The organism is Kingella sp. (in: b-proteobacteria) (genome assembly GCF_030527935.1).
Classification (GTDB): Bacteria; Pseudomonadota; Gammaproteobacteria; order Burkholderiales; family Neisseriaceae; genus Kingella_B.
This window is the reverse complement of record NZ_JAUMZV010000001.1, coordinates 53,973-72,332: the sequence shown is the minus strand read 5'-3', so window position 1 is coordinate 72,332 and position 18,360 is coordinate 53,973. Positions and strand designations below refer to the sequence as shown.

The 18,360-nt window shown below is 55.3% G+C and carries 24 protein-coding genes; 5 read left to right on the top strand and 19 right to left on the bottom strand.

Features of this window, described 5'->3' with window-relative positions; all coding sequences use genetic code 11:
- The first annotated feature begins 151 nt into the window (after positions 1-151).
- The 3 genes from Q4A85_RS00435 to Q4A85_RS00425 all read left to right on the top strand — a co-directional run bounded on the left by Q4A85_RS00435 (position 152) and on the right by Q4A85_RS00425 (position 1,492).
- Entirely contained in the window at positions 152-826 is a 675-nt protein-coding gene (locus Q4A85_RS00435; RefSeq protein WP_303106978.1) for a methionine ABC transporter permease, read from the top strand.
- A 141-nt stretch (positions 827-967) separates the two neighbouring features.
- Entirely contained in the window at positions 968-1,150 is a 183-nt protein-coding gene (locus Q4A85_RS00430; RefSeq protein ID WP_303106976.1) for a hypothetical protein, read from the top strand.
- A gap of 69 nt (positions 1,151-1,219) precedes the next feature.
- Positions 1,220-1,492: a hypothetical protein gene (locus Q4A85_RS00425; protein WP_303106975.1), complete on the top strand. Its 273-nt coding sequence runs from the start codon at positions 1,220-1,222 to the stop codon at positions 1,490-1,492.
- Between the two features lie 128 nt (positions 1,493-1,620).
- On the opposite strand, the gene Q4A85_RS00420 is transcribed toward Q4A85_RS00425, so the two are convergent.
- The 7 genes from Q4A85_RS00420 to Q4A85_RS00390 all read right to left on the bottom strand — a co-directional run bounded on the left by Q4A85_RS00420 (position 1,621) and on the right by Q4A85_RS00390 (position 5,313).
- Positions 1,621-2,055: a hypothetical protein gene (locus tag Q4A85_RS00420; RefSeq protein WP_303106974.1), complete on the bottom strand. Its 435-nt coding sequence runs from the start codon at positions 2,053-2,055 to the stop codon at positions 1,621-1,623.
- Between the two features lie 83 nt (positions 2,056-2,138).
- Positions 2,139-2,339, bottom strand: a complete 201-nt coding sequence (locus Q4A85_RS00415) for a hypothetical protein (protein ID WP_303106973.1) — start codon at positions 2,337-2,339, stop codon at positions 2,139-2,141.
- A 20-nt stretch (positions 2,340-2,359) separates the two neighbouring features.
- Positions 2,360-2,731 carry a hypothetical protein gene (locus Q4A85_RS00410; protein WP_303106972.1) on the bottom strand — a complete coding sequence of 124 codons (372 nt, stop codon included), beginning with the start codon at positions 2,729-2,731 and terminating at the stop codon, positions 2,360-2,362.
- A gap of 140 nt (positions 2,732-2,871) precedes the next feature.
- Complete coding sequence (locus Q4A85_RS00405) at positions 2,872-3,597, bottom strand: hypothetical protein (RefSeq protein ID WP_303106971.1); 726 nt, start codon at positions 3,595-3,597, stop codon at positions 2,872-2,874.
- The gene (locus tag Q4A85_RS00400; protein ID WP_303106970.1) at positions 3,579-4,616 is read right to left on the bottom strand and encodes a beta-ketoacyl synthase N-terminal-like domain-containing protein; all 1,038 of its coding nucleotides are present in this window, start codon (positions 4,614-4,616) and stop codon (positions 3,579-3,581) included. The genes Q4A85_RS00405 and Q4A85_RS00400 overlap by 19 nt, the downstream gene beginning before the upstream one ends.
- Entirely contained in the window at positions 4,613-4,903 is a 291-nt protein-coding gene (locus Q4A85_RS00395) for an acyl carrier protein (protein ID WP_303106968.1), read from the bottom strand. The genes Q4A85_RS00400 and Q4A85_RS00395 overlap by 4 nt, the downstream gene beginning before the upstream one ends.
- An 86-nt stretch (positions 4,904-4,989) precedes the next feature.
- Positions 4,990-5,313, bottom strand: a complete 324-nt coding sequence (locus tag Q4A85_RS00390) for a helix-turn-helix domain-containing protein (protein WP_303106966.1) — start codon at positions 5,311-5,313, stop codon at positions 4,990-4,992.
- A 150-nt stretch (positions 5,314-5,463) separates the two neighbouring features.
- On the opposite strand from Q4A85_RS00390, the gene Q4A85_RS00385 reads away from it, so the two are divergent.
- Positions 5,464-6,093 carry a nitroreductase family protein gene (locus Q4A85_RS00385; RefSeq protein WP_303106964.1) on the top strand — a complete coding sequence of 210 codons (630 nt, stop codon included), beginning with the start codon at positions 5,464-5,466 and terminating at the stop codon, positions 6,091-6,093.
- Between the two features lie 26 nt (positions 6,094-6,119).
- Here Q4A85_RS00385 and Q4A85_RS00380 read toward each other — a convergent pair whose 3' ends face one another.
- From Q4A85_RS00380 to Q4A85_RS00350, 7 genes are all read right to left on the bottom strand, one after another.
- Positions 6,120-7,370 (bottom strand): ABC transporter permease, encoded by a 1,251-nt coding sequence (locus Q4A85_RS00380; RefSeq protein WP_303107100.1) that lies wholly within the window; start codon positions 7,368-7,370, stop codon positions 6,120-6,122.
- A 201-nt stretch (positions 7,371-7,571) separates the two neighbouring features.
- Complete coding sequence (locus Q4A85_RS00375; protein ID WP_303106963.1) at positions 7,572-8,465, bottom strand: ABC transporter ATP-binding protein; 894 nt, start codon at positions 8,463-8,465, stop codon at positions 7,572-7,574.
- 57 nt (positions 8,466-8,522) lie between these two features.
- A complete protein-coding gene (locus Q4A85_RS00370) occupies positions 8,523-9,521 on the bottom strand; it encodes a BtrH N-terminal domain-containing protein (RefSeq protein WP_303106961.1) in 999 nt (332 codons plus the stop codon).
- Positions 9,522-9,814: 293 nt separating this feature from the next.
- A complete protein-coding gene (locus tag Q4A85_RS00365; protein ID WP_303106959.1) occupies positions 9,815-10,207 on the bottom strand; it encodes a hypothetical protein in 393 nt (130 codons plus the stop codon).
- 12 nt (positions 10,208-10,219) lie between these two features.
- A complete protein-coding gene (locus Q4A85_RS00360; protein WP_303106957.1) occupies positions 10,220-10,996 on the bottom strand; it encodes a DUF3800 domain-containing protein in 777 nt (258 codons plus the stop codon).
- Between the two features lie 165 nt (positions 10,997-11,161).
- Entirely contained in the window at positions 11,162-12,304 is a 1,143-nt protein-coding gene (locus tag Q4A85_RS00355; protein WP_303106956.1) for a beta-ketoacyl-ACP synthase III, read from the bottom strand.
- Between the two features lie 100 nt (positions 12,305-12,404).
- Positions 12,405-13,319 (bottom strand): dialkylrecorsinol condensing enzyme, encoded by a 915-nt coding sequence (locus Q4A85_RS00350; protein WP_303106954.1) that lies wholly within the window; start codon positions 13,317-13,319, stop codon positions 12,405-12,407.
- 404 nt (positions 13,320-13,723) lie between these two features.
- On the opposite strand from Q4A85_RS00350, the gene Q4A85_RS00345 reads away from it, so the two are divergent.
- Positions 13,724-13,867 (top strand): hypothetical protein, encoded by a 144-nt coding sequence (locus Q4A85_RS00345; RefSeq protein ID WP_303106953.1) that lies wholly within the window; start codon positions 13,724-13,726, stop codon positions 13,865-13,867.
- Between the two features lie 86 nt (positions 13,868-13,953).
- Here Q4A85_RS00345 and Q4A85_RS00340 read toward each other — a convergent pair whose 3' ends face one another.
- The 5 genes from Q4A85_RS00340 to Q4A85_RS00320 form a co-directional block, all read right to left on the bottom strand.
- Positions 13,954-14,544, bottom strand: a complete 591-nt coding sequence (locus Q4A85_RS00340; RefSeq protein ID WP_303106952.1) for an outer membrane lipoprotein carrier protein LolA — start codon at positions 14,542-14,544, stop codon at positions 13,954-13,956.
- A 173-nt stretch (positions 14,545-14,717) separates the two neighbouring features.
- Positions 14,718-15,155, bottom strand: coding sequence for a thioesterase family protein (locus tag Q4A85_RS00335; protein WP_303106951.1), 438 nt, complete (start codon positions 15,153-15,155; stop codon positions 14,718-14,720).
- A gap of 189 nt (positions 15,156-15,344) precedes the next feature.
- On the bottom strand, positions 15,345-16,337 hold the full coding sequence (locus tag Q4A85_RS00330) for a glycosyl transferase family 2 (protein ID WP_303107098.1): 993 nt from the start codon (positions 16,335-16,337) through the stop codon (positions 15,345-15,347).
- Complete coding sequence (locus Q4A85_RS00325; protein ID WP_303106949.1) at positions 16,334-17,053, bottom strand: glycosyltransferase family 2 protein; 720 nt, start codon at positions 17,051-17,053, stop codon at positions 16,334-16,336. Before Q4A85_RS00325 ends, Q4A85_RS00330 begins: the two co-directional genes overlap by 4 nt.
- Positions 17,050-18,141 carry a methyltransferase gene (locus Q4A85_RS00320; protein WP_303106947.1) on the bottom strand — a complete coding sequence of 364 codons (1,092 nt, stop codon included), beginning with the start codon at positions 18,139-18,141 and terminating at the stop codon, positions 17,050-17,052. Before Q4A85_RS00320 ends, Q4A85_RS00325 begins: the two co-directional genes overlap by 4 nt.
- Positions 18,142-18,360 lie beyond the last annotated feature (219 nt).

Genomic DNA, 18,360 nt, shown 5'->3' with positions numbered 1-18,360 from the left:
GGAATATGACCCCTATAACGGATACCGCTTTACTGGCGATTTTGATGAAGTGCTAGATGATGAATTGGTGAAATATCTGCACGAGAAAAAGATTTTACGATAGATTTTCAGGCTGCCTATCCTGTAAACATAACCCAAGAGACCTCAAACCATGAACCCATCCCCACTAGACAACCTAAAATCCCTGCTCCCCGAGTTCTACCAAGCCATTGGCGAAACGCTGATTATGATAAGCGTGTCGTCCGCCGCGGGCATTATTGTGGGCGGGCTGCTCGGCATTTGGCTGTACACCACCGCGCACGGGCAAATTTTTGCCAACCGCCCCGTGCATCGCATTCTTGGCACGCTGGTGAGCTTTATGCGCTCGTTTCCGTTTGTGATTTTGATGATTGTGGTGATGCCGCTCACCCGCGCCATTGTGGGCACATCGTTTGGGCCGTTCGCCGCCAGCGTGTCGCTCAGCATTGCCGCCAGTTTTTATTTTGCGCGGCTGGTGGAGCAAAACCTGAAAGAAGTGCCGCGCGGCGTGGTGGAAGCGGCGCAAGCAATGGGTGCATCGCCGCGCACGATTATTTTTAAAGTATTGCTGTCCGAAGCGCGTTCGGGTTTGGTGTTGAGCATCACCATTTTGATGATTGCCATTTTGGGCGAAAGCGCGGCTTCGGGCTTAATTGGCGGCGGCGGCATCGGCAACTTGGGCATTCGCTATGGGCATCAACGCTATATGCCCGATGTGATGGCGGCGGTGGTGGTGTTGCTGACCGTGATGGTGGTGATTATCCAAAGCACGGGCAACTGGCTATCGGCGAAGTTGAACAAACGGTAAGCCATGCGCAATAGGCAGCCTGAAAGCGGGGTTAAGCGTTTCAGGCTGCCTATTTGAGTAAACAGAATAAGGAGTAAACAAATGACATCATAGCAGCCTGAAAACGAAATTTCAGCCGATGCCGCTTGGCATCAAAAAATCATGCACCTTATTCGCGGCCCAGCCATTCCCGCCACGCCATCGCCCTACGCGCTTGCCAACCCCTTGCCGCAGCAAGCCACGCACAACCTGATTTTGGAGAGCGAACCCAGCATCCGTTATTACACCAATATGCATGGGATGATGGAAATTTTGGGCTGGGAAACCTGCCGACAGCATCGCTAGCTGGTAAACCACATTGAACGCAATGACGACAATACTTTTGCCGACCCATCCGTTTTTGTTGGCGCAGAATTGGAACGTTGGCTACGCGAGCATCCGTATGAGCAATACATTTGGGGCGTGTTTTCCGCCTTTGCGCCCGATGCCGAAATAGATTTGAGCATTTTGCCTGATGCCGGAAGCCCCGATTTTTGGCAGCCAAACGCCCAGCCGCAGCATCCGCAAGCCCTGTTTGAAATCGTTTGCTGGGACAGTACTTGCACGCTGTTTATTGGCTTGCCCGATAAACTGGCGCAGCTCGTGGTGGCGGCGTTTCCCAATGCCGCATGCCGGATAAAACAATAGATTAGGCAATAGATTAGGCAGCCTGAAAGCGAGTTTACGCGCTTCTGCGAAGCTAAAACGCTTAACCCTTTTAGCTTCGCAACTCCGCTACACTCCGCAGGCTGCCTATCCTATTTTTTGCGCCCCCGCTACTGCGTTTGAAACCCCGCCTGAAACCCAGCCCCATCCGCCTGCCACACCACCACCCAATCATGCCGCCCCGCCGTGCACAGCGGCAAATACACCCGTTCCGCCCGCCAGCTTCCATCCCCCTGTTTCGCCAAATCAAAACGGTTAAACCCCATCTCCATGCCATCCATGCGAAACGAAGCCGACAGCGATTGCACGCCACTGGGCACGCCCACCGCTTCTATGGTAAACGCCGATTTGGTGCTGGTTAAACCACGCAGCCGCAGCGTCGCCCCCTGCAAAAACGGGCAACCTGCCGCCAACACATCGCATTGCACCGCCGCCGCCCCATTTTCAGGCTGCCTACTTTGCCACCAGCCCAGCATCGCCACTTTTAGCCCCGCAAACACCAGCAGCAACGCCGCCGCCAGCAGCCATTTGTTTTGTTTGGTCATCGTGTTCCATTCCAAAAAATGCGCATCATAACACCAGCCACGTTTAGGCAGCCTGAAAACCCAGAATAGTACAAAATCCCTTGCTATTCAACCAACACCGCATTTCGCTTGGTGATACCCACGCAGCCATGCGCTGTAAATTCTTTAATGATTTCAGGCGCGACACTCAACTCATAAAGCGTCGCCATATTCAGCACATCATAGCCATACCCGCGAATAACGATTTTGCTGGGCGCAATATCAAATAAATTACGCTTGATGATTGTCGTAGCGCACGATTTCACGACTGCTGATGTGGATAAATTCAGATGGCGTAAAGTCTATGGCATCGGTCGTTATCATAGGAAAGCCAATCAAATAATATTGCTGCGCAAAACCCATCAACGCGAACGGGTATGCGATGAGTAGGCGGCAGATTAAATTTTGCCAAGATGCACCATGCTTTTTCGGATAGGGCGACCCAAATACCTGCTTTTCTTGGGCAAATGCGCAAGAAATCTATTTCTTTTAGCCCTTTTTGCGCCGGGAATAGGGTGATTTGCCCTTTTTGCGATGAACAATCAAATGGGATAAAGCCATTGAATAATTGTCTGGCAAAAATGGCTTGGTTTTGCTGGAAGAAATGGTTGAACCGTTTTTCATCGTCTGGATTTGAAAAAGACGTTTTTTTGAACACGGCATGGTAAGAGTGGTTGATGCCTGTTATTTCTTTTTCGTAGCAGGAAGCAATGGTGATTAAAGTTCGTATGGTTTTTGGCTTTCATTTTGGCAGGCAGCCTGAAAATACCCCCCCATTTCAGGCTGCCTTTTGCTTGCTCAAACACTTTCCCGTACCACCGCCCAATCTGCCGCATCAACCAGTAAATCCCAATCGCCCGCATTCAGTACGCTCTCGTTTTCAGGCTGCCTATCCAGCCAGTCGCACACGGCTTGCCAATAATATCCGTCCGATTGCGTCATGCTTTCGCCGCTTATCGCCGCGCGATTGCGCTGCACCCGCACCGCCGTGCCGCGCTCCATGCCGTGTTCCAGCAGCAGCCAGACGCTGCCTTCTGCGGTGCTGCGGTGTTCGTGCTGGTGTTCGTAGCACCAGCCGACTGCGGCTTGTCCGTCTGCGTCGAGCGACAGGGCGGCGGCGAGCAGAGGGTAAAACGGGTTTTGCCTGTGCGCGGGGATAAACACGGTTGCGACGTGGCTGCCCAGCGTTTGCGCGGCGTGGAAGGCGGGTGCGTTGTGCAGGTTGGCGATGAAGTCAAAAGGCATGGCGGCGGCGTGGTTCAGCACGTTGTCCGCCATTTTTTCAAACACCGATGGCGATGAAAACGGTGCGGCGGCGTAAACGGCGCAGTTTGGCGCGATGGGGCGGCTGTGTTTGAGCAGGTTTGCGCCGAGCGCGGCGATTAAGCTCAGGCGGCTGAGACGGCGCGGGTCTGTGCCGCTTTGCTGTTGCAGCGCGGCTTTGAGCTGTTTGACAGGCGTTGCCGCATTGGTGTCAAAACGGGCGGCGGCGGTAATGCGGACGTTTAAATCGATGGTTTCCATTGCCAGATGCTTGCGGTGTTGCTGCCGCCGAAACCGAAATGGTGGGCAAGGCAGTAAAGGTCGTCTGAAAGGGGGATTGCGCGCCCGCCGGTGTCGGCAAGTGTGCGGCTGTGCAGGGCTTGGGCGAGCAGGGCGGTTTCCAGCGCGGCACTTGCGCCGAGCGTGTGCCCGATTTGCGGTTTGAAGGCAACCAGCGGCGGCGGTATGCCGAAAACGCGGTTTAGCACGGCAAGCTCGGCGGTGTCGGTGTCTGCCGTGCCGATGCCGTGGGTTTTGACGAAAGCGATGTCGCGCGGGGCGAGATGGGCTTGCTCCAAGACGCGGCGGATAAGCTGGGTTTGTTTTTCCACATCGCTTTGCACCAGTTCGCTGCCTGTGTTGGCGGCGGTGGCGATGAGTTTCAGGCTGCCTTGTTGCGGCGCGGCGGCGGAGAGTGCCAAAGCTGCCACGCCTTCGCCCAAAATCAAACCGTTGCCGCCGAACGGGCGGTATTCGTCCGCGAACAAGCCCAAGCTGTGAAAATGCAGCAGCGTCAGGCGGTTCAGGTTTTCTATGCCCAGCACAAAGGCGCGTTCCGCCAAGCCGTGCGACAAAAAGCGGTGCGCCTGCATCAGCGCGTGGGCGGCAGAAGTGCAGGCGGTGGCGGTGTTGAAGATGCTGCGGTTGCCGCTGCGGCGGACAAGGTCGTCTGAAAGGTGCAGCAGGTGGTTTTCGGGCGGCGGCTCGCCCGACAGGCGGCGGTTTTCGTATTCGGAAATCAGATACGCGCTGGAGGCGACAAACACGGGCGCGGTGTGCCAGCTTTCAGGCTGCCAGAGCGCGTTTTCAGCGGCGCGGCGCAAATGCTGCTCGGCGGTGTCGGCAAGCTGGGCGCGGGAAAGGCTGTCGGGCGCAAAGGCGCGGTAGTATTTGGCGCGTTGCGACTGGTTGAGAAAGACAAAATCCAGCGTTTCAGGCTGCCTGAAACCGCGCTGCGGGTTTGCCGCGCACGTTGCCGCCGCGCCGCACAGCCAAGTCATGCGCCGTGCTCCGCGCGGACAAACGCCGCCAAATCGCGCACGCACATCATGTGTTTGCGCACCATGCGGTCGCCCTGCAAACGCACTTTAAAATGCTGCTGCAACGCCACGCTGATTTGCAGCGCGTCCAGCGAATCCAAGCCGATGGGGCTGACATCACCGAACAGCATCAGGTCGTCTGAAAAGTCGGGCAGGTCAAGCGCATCGGTTTTGTCGGCTTCCTGCAAGATGAGTTTTTTTAATTCGGTTTCTAGGGCTTCGGGGGCTAGGGTGAAGGTGTAGGGCATGGTGGGGACTTTTTTCTTTTGGGGTTTCAGACGACCTTTCAGGCTGCCTGAAAAAGGGGCGGGCAGATGATGGAAGATAACGCAAGCTACATTGTCAAATCAACTGGCTGCGGACAAGGACTGATTTCGTAATCATGGCGCAAGCCATAATCTTTGCCCCAGTTACACAAGGTATAAAGCACAGGTAGAAACGTTTGTCCTTCTGTGCTTAGGCGGTATTCCACGCGCGGCGGCACTTCGGCAAATACTTCACGCTCAATCAAACCATCGGCTTCAAGTTGGCGCAGTTGTTCGGTCAGCACTTTTTGGCTGATACCGTTCAATTTTTCCAGTAAATCGCGTGTGCGGTGTGCGCCGCCGCCGAGATAATAAAGTATCAGGCATTTCCATTTCCCGCCCACCAGTTTCATTGTTAATTCAATTGCAGAAAACATTGTTGTTGCAAGTTCCTATTTTGTTTGAAAACTTACCGAAAGGTGCTTATCGCACATTTTAGTTCCTTGTTTTTATTTGATTTTAAAAACGGTAGTATAACGGTTTTCAACGACAAAGGATAAACCGTGAACCTGCAAACCCTGTTGCAAAACCGCCGCTCTACCCGTCATTTTGACCCTGCCGTATCCATTACCCGCGTTGAGTTGGAAACGTTGATTAACCAAGCCAATTACGCGCCCAGCAGCAACAATGCCCAGCCGTGGCGCGTGATGGTGTTGACTGACCCTGTCATACGCAAACGCCTATTGCCCATTGCTTACGGGCAGGAGCAGATATTGACTGCGTCTGCCGTGCTGGTGTTACTTGGCGACCGTGAAGCCTATGGCGAATCCAATTTGCGCCGTATTCATCAGGAAGAATTTGAAGATGGTTGTTTTGATGCAGTTATTCGTGATTTCCTGGTTCAGGCTGCGATGGGTTTTTACCAGCCGTTTGCTGAAACCGATATTCAGCGCAGCCTTGCGCTTGACTGCGGTTTGTGGGCGATGTCGTTTATGCTTACTGCCGAATCCGCTGGTTGGCAGACTGTGCCGATGGCGGGTTATCGCCGTGATGAAATGCGCCAAATTTTAAATTTGCCCGAACGCTATCTTGATGTGATGCTGATTGCGGTTGGCAAGGGTAAGCAGGTTGGGCATCGCACGCTGCGGCAAAGTGCAGTGGCTGTGTCGGCATGGAACAGGTCGCCTGAGTAATAATCACGAATTGATTTTCAGGCTGCCTAAAACCGCACCTGCGTGCGCAACTGCCTGTGATACACCCACACCGCCGCCGCCAGCGACACGGCTGCAAACCCCGCCAGCAGCGCGAGATAGGGCGCGATGCCATGCAGGCCGCTGCGGTTGAGCAGCAGGGCTTGAAACGCTTTTAAGCCCCATGCCATCGGCGACACCCAAGTGAGCTGCTGCATGGTTTCGGGCATCACATGGGCTGGCACCATGATGCCGCCGAGTGCCGCCATCAGGATAATGCCGCCGCCACCCAGCACCACGGCGTGTTCGGTGGATTTGGCACACACGCTGACCAGCAGCGCGTAGCCGAGCGCGGCGGCGGAAACGGCGGCGGACAGCAGCGCGTAGAGCGCAAGGCTGCCGTTCAGCACCAGCGCGCTGACGCCGATTTCAGGCAGCAGGTAACGCCCGAGCAGCAGCATACCTGCAAACTGCAATTGGTTAATCAGAAAATACGGCACGAGTTTGGCGGCTATCAGCCCCGCCGCGCCCGCCCGCGCCAGCCGCAGCCGCGTAATCGTGTTGGTCTGCCGCTCCAAAGCCATCACGTTAGACAGCGGTATCATAATGAAAAACATACCGAAAATCAGCCAAGCGGGCACGCTGTGCTGCACGGCGTTGGGCTTGGCGACCGCGCCGCTGCCCGCGCTCAAATAGTGTTCTTCCAGCATCGGGCGGTGTAAAAACGCGCTGACCGCGTCAAGCTGTTCGGTGTTTTTTTCATCTACTTTTTTCTGGATTTCTCGGCGCACGGTTTGCGGCAGTTTTTTGTTGTCAATTTTGATGCCGCTGCCGTCAAAATAGGCGTTGATGCGCGTTTCGGTGTAATGCTGGCGCAGCACGCCTTTCACCGCCGCCAGCCAAGACGGCTCGGTATCGGGGGCAATGTAAATCTGCAAGGGTTTGCTGTCGGCAAGGTCGTCTGAAACGCGGTTGGGATTGTGCAAAACCAGTTGGAAACGCTTGTCGTGCAGGCCGTTTTTGGCTTCGGCGAGCTTTTCAGGCTGCATCAGCGTTACGCGGATGCCGTCCTGTTCCAGCGCGGCGGCGAACGGTTTGTTGATGATGTCGTCTGAAACGCCTACCAGCGCGATGCGGCTGCCTTCGTGTGGGTCGGCATCGCGGCTCAGAGCCAGCGACATAATCAGCATAAAGGTAATCGGCATCACGAACAGCACAGCCAAGCCGTGCAGGTCGCGGCTGAGTAGTTTCAGTTCTTTGATTAAAGACGCGGCAATCATGGGAAAGTCCTGTCGGTGATTCGGCAATATTGTCGCCGTCATTCCCACGCTGGCGGGAATCTTGGTTGGATTTTTGCAACAAATTGTTTTTAAAATGATTTTTGAATATCAAACAAGATTCCCGCCTGCGCGGGAATGACGGCAGTTCTTGTGTTTCAGGCTGCTGTTAGGGGTTTTGCAAAGGTTTCAGGCTGCCTGATTTTATGTTTCCGTTTCGCGGCGCAAAAAGTCCAAATAAAACGCTTCCAGCGAGCCGTGTCCCTGCTGGAAGTAGCAAATCTTCGCGCCGCTGTTTTGCAACGCCGCATACACCGCCGCCGCATCGTGCGCGGTCTGCATCATGCCGCGATTATCCAGCGGCGCGGCTTGTAGCGCGGCAAGGGTTTCAGACGACAGCGGCGGCTCGGTAACAAAGCGCACCGTCTGCGCCTGCGCGTCCAACAGCGCGTTCAGGCTGCCCTGATACACCAGCCGCCCGTGTTGCAGCAGCGCGATTTTGCTGCAAAGCTGTTCTATTTCAGGCAGATAGTGCGAAGTGTAAACCACCGTTACCCCCTGCCGCGTCAAATCCGCCACGCTGTCCAAAATAAAGCGGCGCGACTGCGGGTCTATGCCCACGGTAATCTCGTCCAAAAACACCAAAGTCGGCGCGTTCACCAGCCCGATGGCGAAATTCAGGCGGCGTTTCAAACCGCCCGACAGATGCTTGGCGGCTTTGTGCGCGTGTTCCTGCAAGCCCGCCTGTGCCAGCAAATCTTTCAGACGACCTTGGTCGCGCATTTTGTATAAAGCAGCGAAAAACAGCAGGTTGTCCCACACCGTAAGCTGCGGATAAAACGCAAAATCCTGCGGCACCAGCCCGATTTTCTGCCGCTCGGCGCGGGAGAGGCGGTGCAGCGGCTTGCCGTCAAACAGAATTGCGCCGCTTTGCACGCGCTGCAAACCCGCCAACAGCGACATCAGCGTGGTCTTGCCCGCGCCGTTGTGCCCGAGCAGCCCCACGCATTCGCCGTCGGCGATGTCAAACGAGACATTATCCAGCGCGGGCTTGTCAGCGCGGGGGTAGCGGTGGGAGAGAGATTGGATTTGAATCATAAAAATGGAAGGATTATCGGCAAAGGTCGTCTGAACGTTTCAGACGACCTTTTTGTTTTATTTCATTTGTTTTAAATCGCGCCACAAGGCTTCTTCTTTATCGGCAATCCCGCGCAAAAAAGCGGCGATTTTGGCGCAGCCGTCTGGCGCGGGCTTTTTGCACTGTTTCACGCACATCGCGGCGAACTGCCGCCATGCGTCGCCGATGGCGGTCATGGTTTCGGAAGCAGCCTGAAAAGCAGGTTCACCGCAGATTTGCGCCGCCTGTTCCAAAAAATAGGCGTAGATGTAGCGGAAGCCTGCACCGCCCGTGCCGATTTCTTCCTGCATACGCACTAAATGTCCGAGAAACAGTTTTTGGTATTTTTCATCGTGTTTTTCAGGCAGCTTTTCAATGTTTTGGGCAACGGTGCGTATGCCTTTTACGCCGACAAAAAACACGGGCGCGAGCATTTGGCGGGCGTTTTTGCCGATGGCGCGGCGGATAACGGCGGGCAGTTCGGCGGCGGCGTTTTCAGGCTGCCTTGGCACTTTCAGCGTGTACATCATGCCTTTGGCGGCAAGCGCGCCTTTGGCGAAGCGGGCGCGCTGCAAATCTTCGCTCGGGCAGCGTTGCACGCTTTCAAACACGGGGTCGCTGATTAAATAATCATCGCCGTCTCTGCCGTACACCAGCAGGTTGTGGGCGTTGAAATGAAAGCGCATCTGCTCGGGGAAGTAGGGCAGCCAGTACACGGAAGTTTGCAGCCCCACCAGTTTGCCCGATGCAAGGGCGTTGTCCAGCGCGGTTTTGCCGTCGTCGGCGCGGGCGAATTTCTGCACGCTGAGTTTCAAGCCGAGTGCGCGGCAGGTGCGTTTGATGATGCTGCGCGGCGGGGTGCGGTAGGAAACCAGCGGCATGCCGTTGAGTTTGACTACGGGCAGCCACACAAAGGTGAGCGCGTGGGCGATGCCGAATATCATGGCTTCGTTGAGCGGGTAGCCGTGGTATTGCAGCAGAGTGGACATCACGCCGCTTTCGCAATGGGCGGTGTGCTGGTGAGGGAAATCGGTCATAGATAAAGGGGCTTTCTGTGGTTTCGGGCGGCAGCTTGGGTAAAACAATAAATAATGGAGGCAGCCTGAAACTGGTTGGGCGGCGTTCATACAAAGTATGCTGTACCCCATTCCCTCACCCGCTGGCGGGGGAGGGTTAGGGTGGGGGTGGCTGTTTGACCTACCACCCCTTCCTAGCCTTCCCCCGCCAGCGGGAGAAGGAACAGGTTTCAGAATTTTTAACCAATGCTGCTTGTCGTCAGCAACAATAAGGCAAGCATGATTTTCAGGCAGCCTGAAACGGCGTTTAACGTTCAATCGGTGCTTTTCAACTGCGCCACGCTGATATTGAGTGCGTCGGCGTATTGCTGCAACACGCGCTCGGGCAGTTTGGCGAACACGGCAGGGTGCAGATGGCGACGCGTCTGCCATTGCCAAAAGCCTGCGGCGGTGGCAAGGCTGGCGATGTCGTGTCGGGCGCGGAACATTTGGTAATACAACGGGGAAAATTCGCCGCGCAACACGGCAGCGCGGGCGGCTTCGGTTTGCGCGTCCAATTCCTGCACGGCAAGCGCGGTGGCGTAGGCTTCGGTGTCCCAGCCGCTGCTGGTAGCTGCTTGGTAATGCCCGCCCTGCGTGCCGTAGATGATTTTTTTGTGTCCGCCGTAGCTTGCGCTTTGGTCTTGGGGAATGTCGTTTATGTCCATGTTCAGGCTGCCTTAAATGGGGTTGGGCGCGGGAAACGGAAAACCGCAGTCGTCTGCATGGGTCAAACGCTGGCGCGTTTCATCAGAAATATGTTCGTGCAAGCCCAATATTTCCGCGCCGTTGCGCCAAATATGCGGTTGAATGATGTTGAATCCGCGATTGTCGTTGCTTTGGTAATAACGGTACAGCCAATAGGCAAATAAATCCGCCATTTGTATCAGCCGCGTGGCTTGCGAATCCACAACTACAGGCACTTCGGCGAAATTACGCAGTTTGTCGTCTGACGAACCCAAATGCTTATAGCTGTAAGACAGCTCTTGTATCATGCGCTCGGACGTGCTTTTGTCAAATAAGACCAAGCCGCGTTGGGCGTTGTTGTGTTTGTAATAAATGTTTCGCAGCGAAGTATCAAAGGAAAAGGCTATATCTTGAAACGCGGTGGGGATAATTTTTGATTTGTCGGCAAACAGCCGTTTTTCAATCACCGATGCAAAGATGCGGATTTGAGATTGCGAATGCGACAACAAATGCAAAATATCGGCAACCGCCTGAGCGCGTTCGGCAGGCGTAGCGGCGGTTTTCCAACCGTCTCTGCCTGAATGCATGGGGCTGCCGTGAAACTCGCATTTCCCGCTGGCAAAGCGGGCGTTGAAGCGTTGCGCTACGGTTTCTATTTTTTGGTCTAACCAGTGAGTTTGGCGTTCAAAAATACTGATGCCTGCCAATACGAAAAAATCGCCGTTCGGGTCGTCAATAGAACCCGATTCATCGGCATAGAGCAAATACATTTTTGATTTTTCCCTAATAAAACAGCCCCTGCATAGCTGCAAAGGGCTGTGAAATGAATGTGGTAAGCCGAGTGGGTCAATCGCCCAACGTTCTGCAAATAAAGGTCAGCACTCTCGGCTTAATGTGCGCCATTTTAAAGGATAGGCAGCCTGAAAGCAAGCTGGCTACACCGCTTCCAGCAGCATAAAACAAGTAGAAAACCGCCCACTCTCGGGTATGTAGCACAATACTTTCTGACCGTTTTGCAGCGCGAAAGTGCGCATAAACTCTTCTAGAATAATGTAAATGGAAGCCGAACCTGTGTTGCCTTTTTCGGCAAGGTTGGTGAACCATTTTTCCTGCGGTATCGGCAAGCCTGCGTTGGCGAGTCCTGCGGCGACTTTGTCGCGGAAAAAGCCCGATGAGTAATGCGGCAGAAACCAGTCGATATCTTCGGCTTTCAGACGACGTTTGGCGATGATGTGCGCGAGCGGTTTTTCTACGGTATAGGCGATAATGTGTTCGTTGAGCAGTTTCACGTCTTGCTTCACTGCCATCATGCTGCTGCGGGCGTGTTCGGCGGCATCGGCGGTTTTCCAGCCGTGGAACGCGCCGTTGCGGATTTCTGCGCCTGCATACATACAGGGCGGCATTTCGTTGGCGTAGGACAGCATTTCTATCCAATGGATTTTGAAATTCAGGCTGCCTGCAACGGGGCGGTCGGCGAGCAGCACCGCGCCTGCGCCGTCCGAGAGCATCCAGCGTAAAAAGTCTTTTTCAAAGCCGATTTCGGGCGTGGCGTGTTCCAGTTTTTTCAGGTCGGTTTCGCTTTGGAAATTTTTGCCGCACATCACGGCGGAAGCGTTTTCCGAAGCGGTGGCAACAGCGGCGGCGTGTTCGCCCGATTTCACGGCTTGGTAGGCGTATTTCATTGCCGCCATGCCCGCCACGCACACGCCCGCCAGCGACACGGTTTCGCACGGCGGCATACCGCTCAAACCGTGTACCATCACGCCGTGCCCCGGCATGGTTTGGTCGGGGTAGGACGTGGCGCAGGCAAGGCAGCCTGAATCACACGCTTCGGGCGCGGCGGCAAACAGGCGGCGCAGGGCTTCGGCGGCGAGTTCGGCGTTGGTGTGGGTGGCGGTACGGGTGGCGGGGTCTATCGCGTAGTGGCGCGAGGTGATGCCGTTGGAGCGCAAAATCATGCGGCGCACGCGCGAGGGAATGCCGCCCGCCATGCCGAGCACGGCTTCCATTTGGTCGTTGGATACGGGCTCGTTGGGCAGAAAGGCGGCGGCGCGGGTGAGATAGACTTCGTTGGACATGGTGGTGTGTGGGTAAGGGTTTTCAGGCTGCCTGAAATGATGCGGCAGGGGTTATATTATTTTCAGGCTTGCCTGTATGTTAAGGCAGCCTGAAACGGATTTATTCGCCCGACGGCGCGGCGTAATAGCGTTTGGCTTGGGCAAGGCGGTTTTTCAACAGCGGGTGCAGCAGTTTTTTCAGCACAATGCTGACGGGGATAACGGTCAGAATCAGCGTAACCAAAAACGCGATATAAACCGCCAGCAGCACGCGGCGCAGCACGGGCGACACGCGCCCTGCCGCCATCAGTAGCCTGCCCCACAGGTAAAAACTGCGGCTGGCGGCTTTTTCGCTGAAAATCAGTTTTTCATCTACCCGCGCCGCGCCCATATTTTGAAACAGCGTCTCATCAAGCGGCGTTTCAGACGACAGCGCGTCGCGCAATTTTGCGCCGAAACGTGCGCCGTCCATCAATTCGTGTTCGGCAATTCCGGCAGCAGGCAGGTTTTTGAAATAGTGTTTGTCGCCCGACAGCAGCCATGCGGGCGTGGTAACGAAACTCGCCGCCGTGCCGCAGGCATCGGTTTTGACGATATTGCCGATGAGTTTCGCGCCGTTCGCCGCCAGCAGTGTTTTCATTTTTTCCTGTGCCGACAGCCACATATTGCGGCAGCCGATAAGCGTAACTACGGGCTTGCCCGCGAGCAGGCGGCGCGTGTCTTCGCGCTGCAAAAAGGCGGTAACAGGCTGCGATGGCGCGAGAAACCACACGGTGTAGGCAATCACAACCACATCGTAATCGTTGTGCGGAATCTGCGGCGGATTGATGGGCGCGGGTTTCAGATGTGCGGATTCGGGAAACGTGTCAAAAAAATGCCAGAACCGCCACGGAAACGGATAGGGCTGCTGCGGCACAAGCGGCACGCAATCCACCGTGATGCCTGCCTGTTGCAGCGGGGCGGCGAATTGCTGTGCAAGCGTGGCAAGCTGCCCTGTTTGGGAGTAGTAAACGATGAGAACTTTGGAGGCGGTCATGGCGAAAGGCAATGATAAAACGCGCAATTATAGCTTTTGTATTGGTTTTTTAAAATCTAAGAACCTGTATTCACGGTTTTCATAGGCATCTTTTATGCCCCAAAAACACGGCTACTGCGTTAAAAATGCGCGCAAGGTGTCCAACCTTGCTGTGCTTTTTGCCTTGTATCCGCGCTTTATGTCATAAAAGATGCCTATGAAAACCGTGAATACAGGTTCTAAGGCAGCCTGAAAAGGGGAAAAAGGGTTTTCAGGCTGCCTTTGAGATGGGGGGCAAGTGCTTGCTTAGCATGATTGTGAACATTTTGGTGGGCAATAAATTGCCCGCCCTACGGGCTGTTGCTTATCGGTAGGTCGGGCATTTATGCCCGAAAAACACGGACACATAAAAACGTCGGGCATAAATGCCTGACCTACTTAGGTTTTACAAAATTTTCAGGCTGCCTTTGTGGGCGGGGGGCAATGGATTGTCCACTCTATGGGTTGAGTTTATGCAGCAAGAGTTGATGCGGCGGCGGGGTGCAGGGGCTTGCCCCTGCTCGTGGTAGGCGGCGAAACGCCTGCTCTGGGAATAAAAAAACGTTAAAAGGCAGCCTGAAAAAGGGAAAAGGGTTTTCAGGCTGCCTTTGGGTTCTTACAACGCGCTTTTGGCAAATTCGCCCAGCGGTTTGCTGGTTTGGATTTGGCTAAATTGCATCACGGTGCGGTCGCCTTGTTTTTCGTGCAGCTCAATTTTGCGGACAACACTGTCGCCGCTGATGTCTATGCGGGTGAAAATTTGGCGCGTGATGGCGGTTTTGGGGGTGAGTTGCAGCGTCCATTGTTGCGCGGTGCCGCTTAGGCTTAGGTTAAATTGTTTTTCCAGCCCTTGCGTGTTGCCGCCGAGCAAGTCCAGAAAAAGCTGGATTTGGCGATTTTGCCCGAGCTTGTTGGCGTTGGGGTTCGTCCACGCGCTGCCTGTCCATTGCATGATGCCGTCGGCGCGCACGCGCAGGGTGGTGTCAAATGGTTTTTGCATTTGCCAGAGCAGCCCTTTTTTCGGCACAAGGGTGAACGCGCCGCTGGTGGTCATGGGCTTGGTAAGCGATTTGAGATAACGCTGCTGGGTAAACGCGCCTTGCACGTTGGCGGGCTTTTGCAGGGTTTGCGTTAAGTCGGCAAGGGAGAATGCCCATAGGACGGGGGTAGTTAGGGCAATGACTAGGGCGAGAAGGTATTTTTTCATGTGGGGTTTCCTTGTTGAATAATGGGGTAAGGCAGCCTTGCCCCTTTGTCCAAATCTTTGATTTGGGTATAAGTAAGCATCTAAATCTTTGATTTAGCTATGTGAACTTATGCAACGCCAAAGGGAGATACCGCAGCGCAACGCGCAAGGTTGAAGACACAATTTTCCACGTTTCAGGCTGCCTGAAACGTGGGGTGTTGGCACACGGCGGCAAGCCAGCTGGCGGGGGTTTGGAATTGCATTTCGCTTGTGGCGATGGCAACGGCGGCTTGGGTGGTGCTGGCGCGGGTGAGTTTTTCGCCTGTGGCGACATCGCGCAGGGTGTAGTCTATGCGTAGGCAGCTTTCAATTTCTACGATGTCCATGTCTATGCGAATGTGTTGCCCGAACTGGGCGGGGCGTATGTATTTGAAATCCATTTTGACGATGGGCCAGCCGTAGCCTTGGCGTGCCATTTCGTTGTAGTCGTAGCCGATGCTGGCGAGAAAGGCGCAGCGGGCGACTTCTAGGTATTTGACATAGTTGCCATGCCAGACGATGTGCATGGCATCTACGTCAAAAAAGGGGATTTCTAGCTCGTGGCTGTGGTGGCAGTAGATGTGTTTTTTCATGGGGTGCTTTCTGATTTGGGAATGGTGCAAAGACTGTTAAGGCAGCCTGAAAATTAAGAAATGCCGTCATTCCCGCGCAGGCGGGAATCTTGTTTGATATTTGGAAATTTAATTAAAACAATCTGTTGTTGAAGTTTAACCAAGATTCCCGCCTGCGCGGGAATGACGGCAATTTAGCGATTTCTTGTTTCATTTTGGGTTTGCAACGTTTTCAGGCTGCCTTGTTTTAGCTTCGCCACTCTGCTTCGCTATGCAGCCTGCTTCATCGCCCCAAAAATCATAAAAATTAAACCATTGCAGCGGGTTGGTGGCACATTCTTGCGCCATGATGTCGGCAAATTGTTGCGCGGTGGCGGCGACTTGGACGGGGCGGTTGCTGCGCGTCCAGCTGGCGGTATCGGCGAAGCGGCGCAATTTTAAATGATAGCGTCCGTTTTGTTTGATGCAAAACAGGGTGTTGATTTGGGTTTTGAGCAGGGCGGCGAGTAGCCATGCGCCTTGTGGCAGCTCGGCGGTGTGCCCTAAGAAATGGACGGCAACGGTTTTTTCGCCGCGCACGGGCACGCGGTCGGCGGCGATGGCGAGCCATTCGCCTGCGTCTATGCGGCGGTTGAGTTCCAGCATCAGGGCGGCATCTAAATCGGTTACTTGGATAAGCTGAATCCGCGCTGCGCCTGCTTTGTGCAGGGCTTCGTTAAAGGCTTGGGCGTGTTGGCTGTGCACGAGTACGTTGAGTTTGAAGCCTTGGTTGTGCGACACCAAGGCGCGGCAGACTTCGGTGTTGCCGATGTGTGAGCAGGCGAAAATTTGCCCGCGCCCGCGCTGTTGCACGAGAGCGTACACGTTGTCGGGGTCTTCGATGATTAAGTCTTTGTAGCGGATTTTGCGCTGCCACACGGCAAAGCGGTCGCAAATGGCTGCGCCAAAGGCGGTGAATTGGCGAAAGGCGGCCATGCGGGGGAGTTTTGCGGCGGGATAGGCGGCGCGTAGGCGGGCTTGATAGCGGCGGATATGGCGGCGAGCGCGGGGGGCGGTGGCGTAGAAATAGCACACGATGAGTGCGATGCTGGGGTTGAGCAGCCATGCGGGCAGGTGGCGCACCATTAGCGTGGTGAGCGCGAGAAATAGGCGGTTGCCGCGTTCGGGCTGGGCGGCCCAATGGTTGTGTTGCAGCGGTTTCATGGTTTCAGGCTGCCTGTGATGCGCCGCCACAGCATGGTGCAGCATAGCCGCGCGTGCATTTTGCTGATGAGCAGATTGTCGGCTAGGGCGCGAAAATGCGACACGCCGTCTTGGGCGTAGCGCACGGGGGTGGGAATCCACACGGGCTTGATGCCGCGCCAATACAGGCGCACAAGGATTTCGGTGTCAAAATCCATGCGGTCGCCCAGCGGTTCTTCGCGCACGATGGCGATGGTGGGGGCGAGTGGATAAAGCCGAAAGCCGCACATGCCGTCTTTGATGTCGCGCGATGCGGTGTGCAGCATATTCCAGAAGTCGGTGATTTTGCGTCCGTAAAGCCGCGCTTTGGGCGCGTCATCGCCGTATTGCGGTTCGCCGCAGATAACGTTTTCAGGCTGCCTTTGCGCGGCGGCGATGAATTGGGGCGTGTCGGCAAGATGGTGTTGCCCATCGGCATCTACTTGCAACACATGGGTGTAGCCACCGATGGCGGCGTATTGCAGCCCTGTTTTCACCGCCGCGCCTTTGCCGCCGTTGCGCGGGCGGAAGAGAACGTGTATGCCATCGCCGCGCAAACCTTGCAGCAGGGGGCGGCAGTCTGGGCGCGAGCCGTCGTCCACAATCAACACGTCTAAGCCAAAGCCGCGCAGGGTGTGGGCTACGCTGCCCACTGTGGTGGGGTGGTTGTAGTGCGGGATGAGGGCGAGTGTTTTCATGGTTTGGCTTTCACGCAGCGCAGCATGCTGTGTCCCAAGCCGATGCCGTCTGTAATCTCGGCAACCGCCAAGCCTGCTTGTTCTATACAGCGCAGCAGGTCTTCGGAATGGAAAATTTTGCTGTTGCCGTTTGCCATGGCGGTGAAATAGACGCTGGTGAGCGTTAGGCAATAGGCGGCGGTTTCGTAGCGTTGTCTGTCCCACAGCGGTTCTAAAATAAACAAGCTGGCGTGCTCGCTCATGGCTTGGGCGGCGCGGCGCAGAATGCGGGTGGCTTGCTCGTTGGAAAAGCAATCTAAAAATTGGCTCATCCAAATGGCATCAAAGCCTGCGGGGAAGGGAGCTTGGTCGTCTAGCAGATTGGCAGGGTGGGCGTGAATGCGCTCTGCGCCCGTTTTGCCGCGCACGGCTTCGCGCATCAAGGCGAGCTGCTGGGGCAAATCCATAATGGTGATGTGCACATCGGGGTTGTGCGCCACGCATTGCAACGCCCATCGCCCTGTGTTGCCGCCCACGTCTAGCAGCCGTTGCACGGGCTGGGCGAAGACGATGTTTAAGGCAGCCTGAAACGCGCTGTCGGAATAATGGTGGTCAAATGCCAGCCATTTTTCCTGCGAGGCGGACGGCAGCGATGACAAGCCTTCGTAAATGGTCGCCCAATCGCCAAACACTTTAAGCCCTTCGGGTTTGCCCGATTGCAGCGTGGCATCTAAATCAAACATACCTTGATAGCAAATTTCTTGCACAAAATCCAAGTTCACCCGCGCCATTTTGTCGTTGAGCAAAAACCAGCCTGCTTTGCTGATAAAAAAGCGGTCATCGCGCATGAGCACCGTGCCGATAGACAGCGACGCTTCCAGCAGCACTTGCGCGGCGTAATCGCTGATGTTTGCCGCCTGCGCGATTTGGGCGCGGGTTAAGCCGTGATGCGCGTGGCTAAGCTGCGCCAAAATGCCGTATTTGAGCATCAGCCGCGACACTTGAAACACAATCGGCGCAAAGGCGATTTCCTGCGCCAAGCGTTGCGCTTGGTTGGCGGTTTGGTGTTCTTGGGTGTAGCGGTCGGCGAGATGGGGGGATAGGTTCATGGGTGGGTCCTTTTTGGGGTTGGGGGGTGTGGGGGTAAGGCAGCCTGAAATGGTTGTTTGGCTAGGACACGGCTTGCAAGCAAGCCGTAGGGGGCGCGGGGGGCGTTTCAGGCAGCCTGAAACCGTTGCCTAATCTGCTACCAATGGAGTGTTGGCGGCTCGCCGACATCTTGCTAATCAGTAAAGCCCTATCTGCTGCGTTATTGGGCGATGGGCCGT

What these genes read in the sequence shown, in the direction of transcription:
- Q4A85_RS00360 (WP_303106957.1), bottom strand. Translation starts at nt 10,996, where the DNA reads ATGTATTTGCTCTATGCCGATGAATCGGGTTCTATTGACGACCCGAAC.
- Q4A85_RS00370 (WP_303106961.1), bottom strand. Translation starts at nt 9,521, where the DNA reads ATGACCGATTTCCCTCACCAGCACACCGCCCATTGCGAAAGCGGCGTG.
- Q4A85_RS00395 (WP_303106968.1), bottom strand. Translation starts at nt 4,903, where the DNA reads ATGCCCTACACCTTCACCCTAGCCCCCGAAGCCCTAGAAACCGAATTA.
- Q4A85_RS00380 (WP_303107100.1), bottom strand. Translation starts at nt 7,370, where the DNA reads ATGATTGCCGCGTCTTTAATCAAAGAACTGAAACTACTCAGCCGCGAC.
- Q4A85_RS00340 (WP_303106952.1), bottom strand. Translation starts at nt 14,544, where the DNA reads ATGAAAAAATACCTTCTCGCCCTAGTCATTGCCCTAACTACCCCCGTC.
- Q4A85_RS00375 (WP_303106963.1), bottom strand. Translation starts at nt 8,465, where the DNA reads ATGATTCAAATCCAATCTCTCTCCCACCGCTACCCCCGCGCTGACAAG.
- Q4A85_RS00330 (WP_303107098.1), bottom strand. Translation starts at nt 16,337, where the DNA reads ATGAAACCGCTGCAACACAACCATTGGGCCGCCCAGCCCGAACGCGGC.
- Q4A85_RS00320 (WP_303106947.1), bottom strand. Translation starts at nt 18,141, where the DNA reads ATGAACCTATCCCCCCATCTCGCCGACCGCTACACCCAAGAACACCAA.
- Q4A85_RS00400 (WP_303106970.1), bottom strand. Translation starts at nt 4,616, where the DNA reads ATGACTTGGCTGTGCGGCGCGGCGGCAACGTGCGCGGCAAACCCGCAG.
- Q4A85_RS00390 (WP_303106966.1), bottom strand. Translation starts at nt 5,313, where the DNA reads ATGAAACTGGTGGGCGGGAAATGGAAATGCCTGATACTTTATTATCTC.
- Q4A85_RS00355 (WP_303106956.1), bottom strand. Translation starts at nt 12,304, where the DNA reads ATGTCCAACGAAGTCTATCTCACCCGCGCCGCCGCCTTTCTGCCCAAC.
- Q4A85_RS00325 (WP_303106949.1), bottom strand. Translation starts at nt 17,053, where the DNA reads ATGAAAACACTCGCCCTCATCCCGCACTACAACCACCCCACCACAGTG.
- Q4A85_RS00435 (WP_303106978.1), top strand. Translation starts at nt 152, where the DNA reads ATGAACCCATCCCCACTAGACAACCTAAAATCCCTGCTCCCCGAGTTC.
- Q4A85_RS00365 (WP_303106959.1), bottom strand. Translation starts at nt 10,207, where the DNA reads ATGGACATAAACGACATTCCCCAAGACCAAAGCGCAAGCTACGGCGGA.
- Q4A85_RS00335 (WP_303106951.1), bottom strand. Translation starts at nt 15,155, where the DNA reads ATGAAAAAACACATCTACTGCCACCACAGCCACGAGCTAGAAATCCCC.
- Q4A85_RS00405 (WP_303106971.1), bottom strand. Translation starts at nt 3,597, where the DNA reads ATGGAAACCATCGATTTAAACGTCCGCATTACCGCCGCCGCCCGTTTT.
- Q4A85_RS00420 (WP_303106974.1), bottom strand. Translation starts at nt 2,055, where the DNA reads ATGACCAAACAAAACAAATGGCTGCTGGCGGCGGCGTTGCTGCTGGTG.
- Q4A85_RS00350 (WP_303106954.1), bottom strand. Translation starts at nt 13,319, where the DNA reads ATGACCGCCTCCAAAGTTCTCATCGTTTACTACTCCCAAACAGGGCAG.
- Q4A85_RS00345 (WP_303106953.1), top strand. Translation starts at nt 13,724, where the DNA reads ATGCCTGACCTACTTAGGTTTTACAAAATTTTCAGGCTGCCTTTGTGG.
- Q4A85_RS00430 (WP_303106976.1), top strand. Translation starts at nt 968, where the DNA reads ATGCACCTTATTCGCGGCCCAGCCATTCCCGCCACGCCATCGCCCTAC.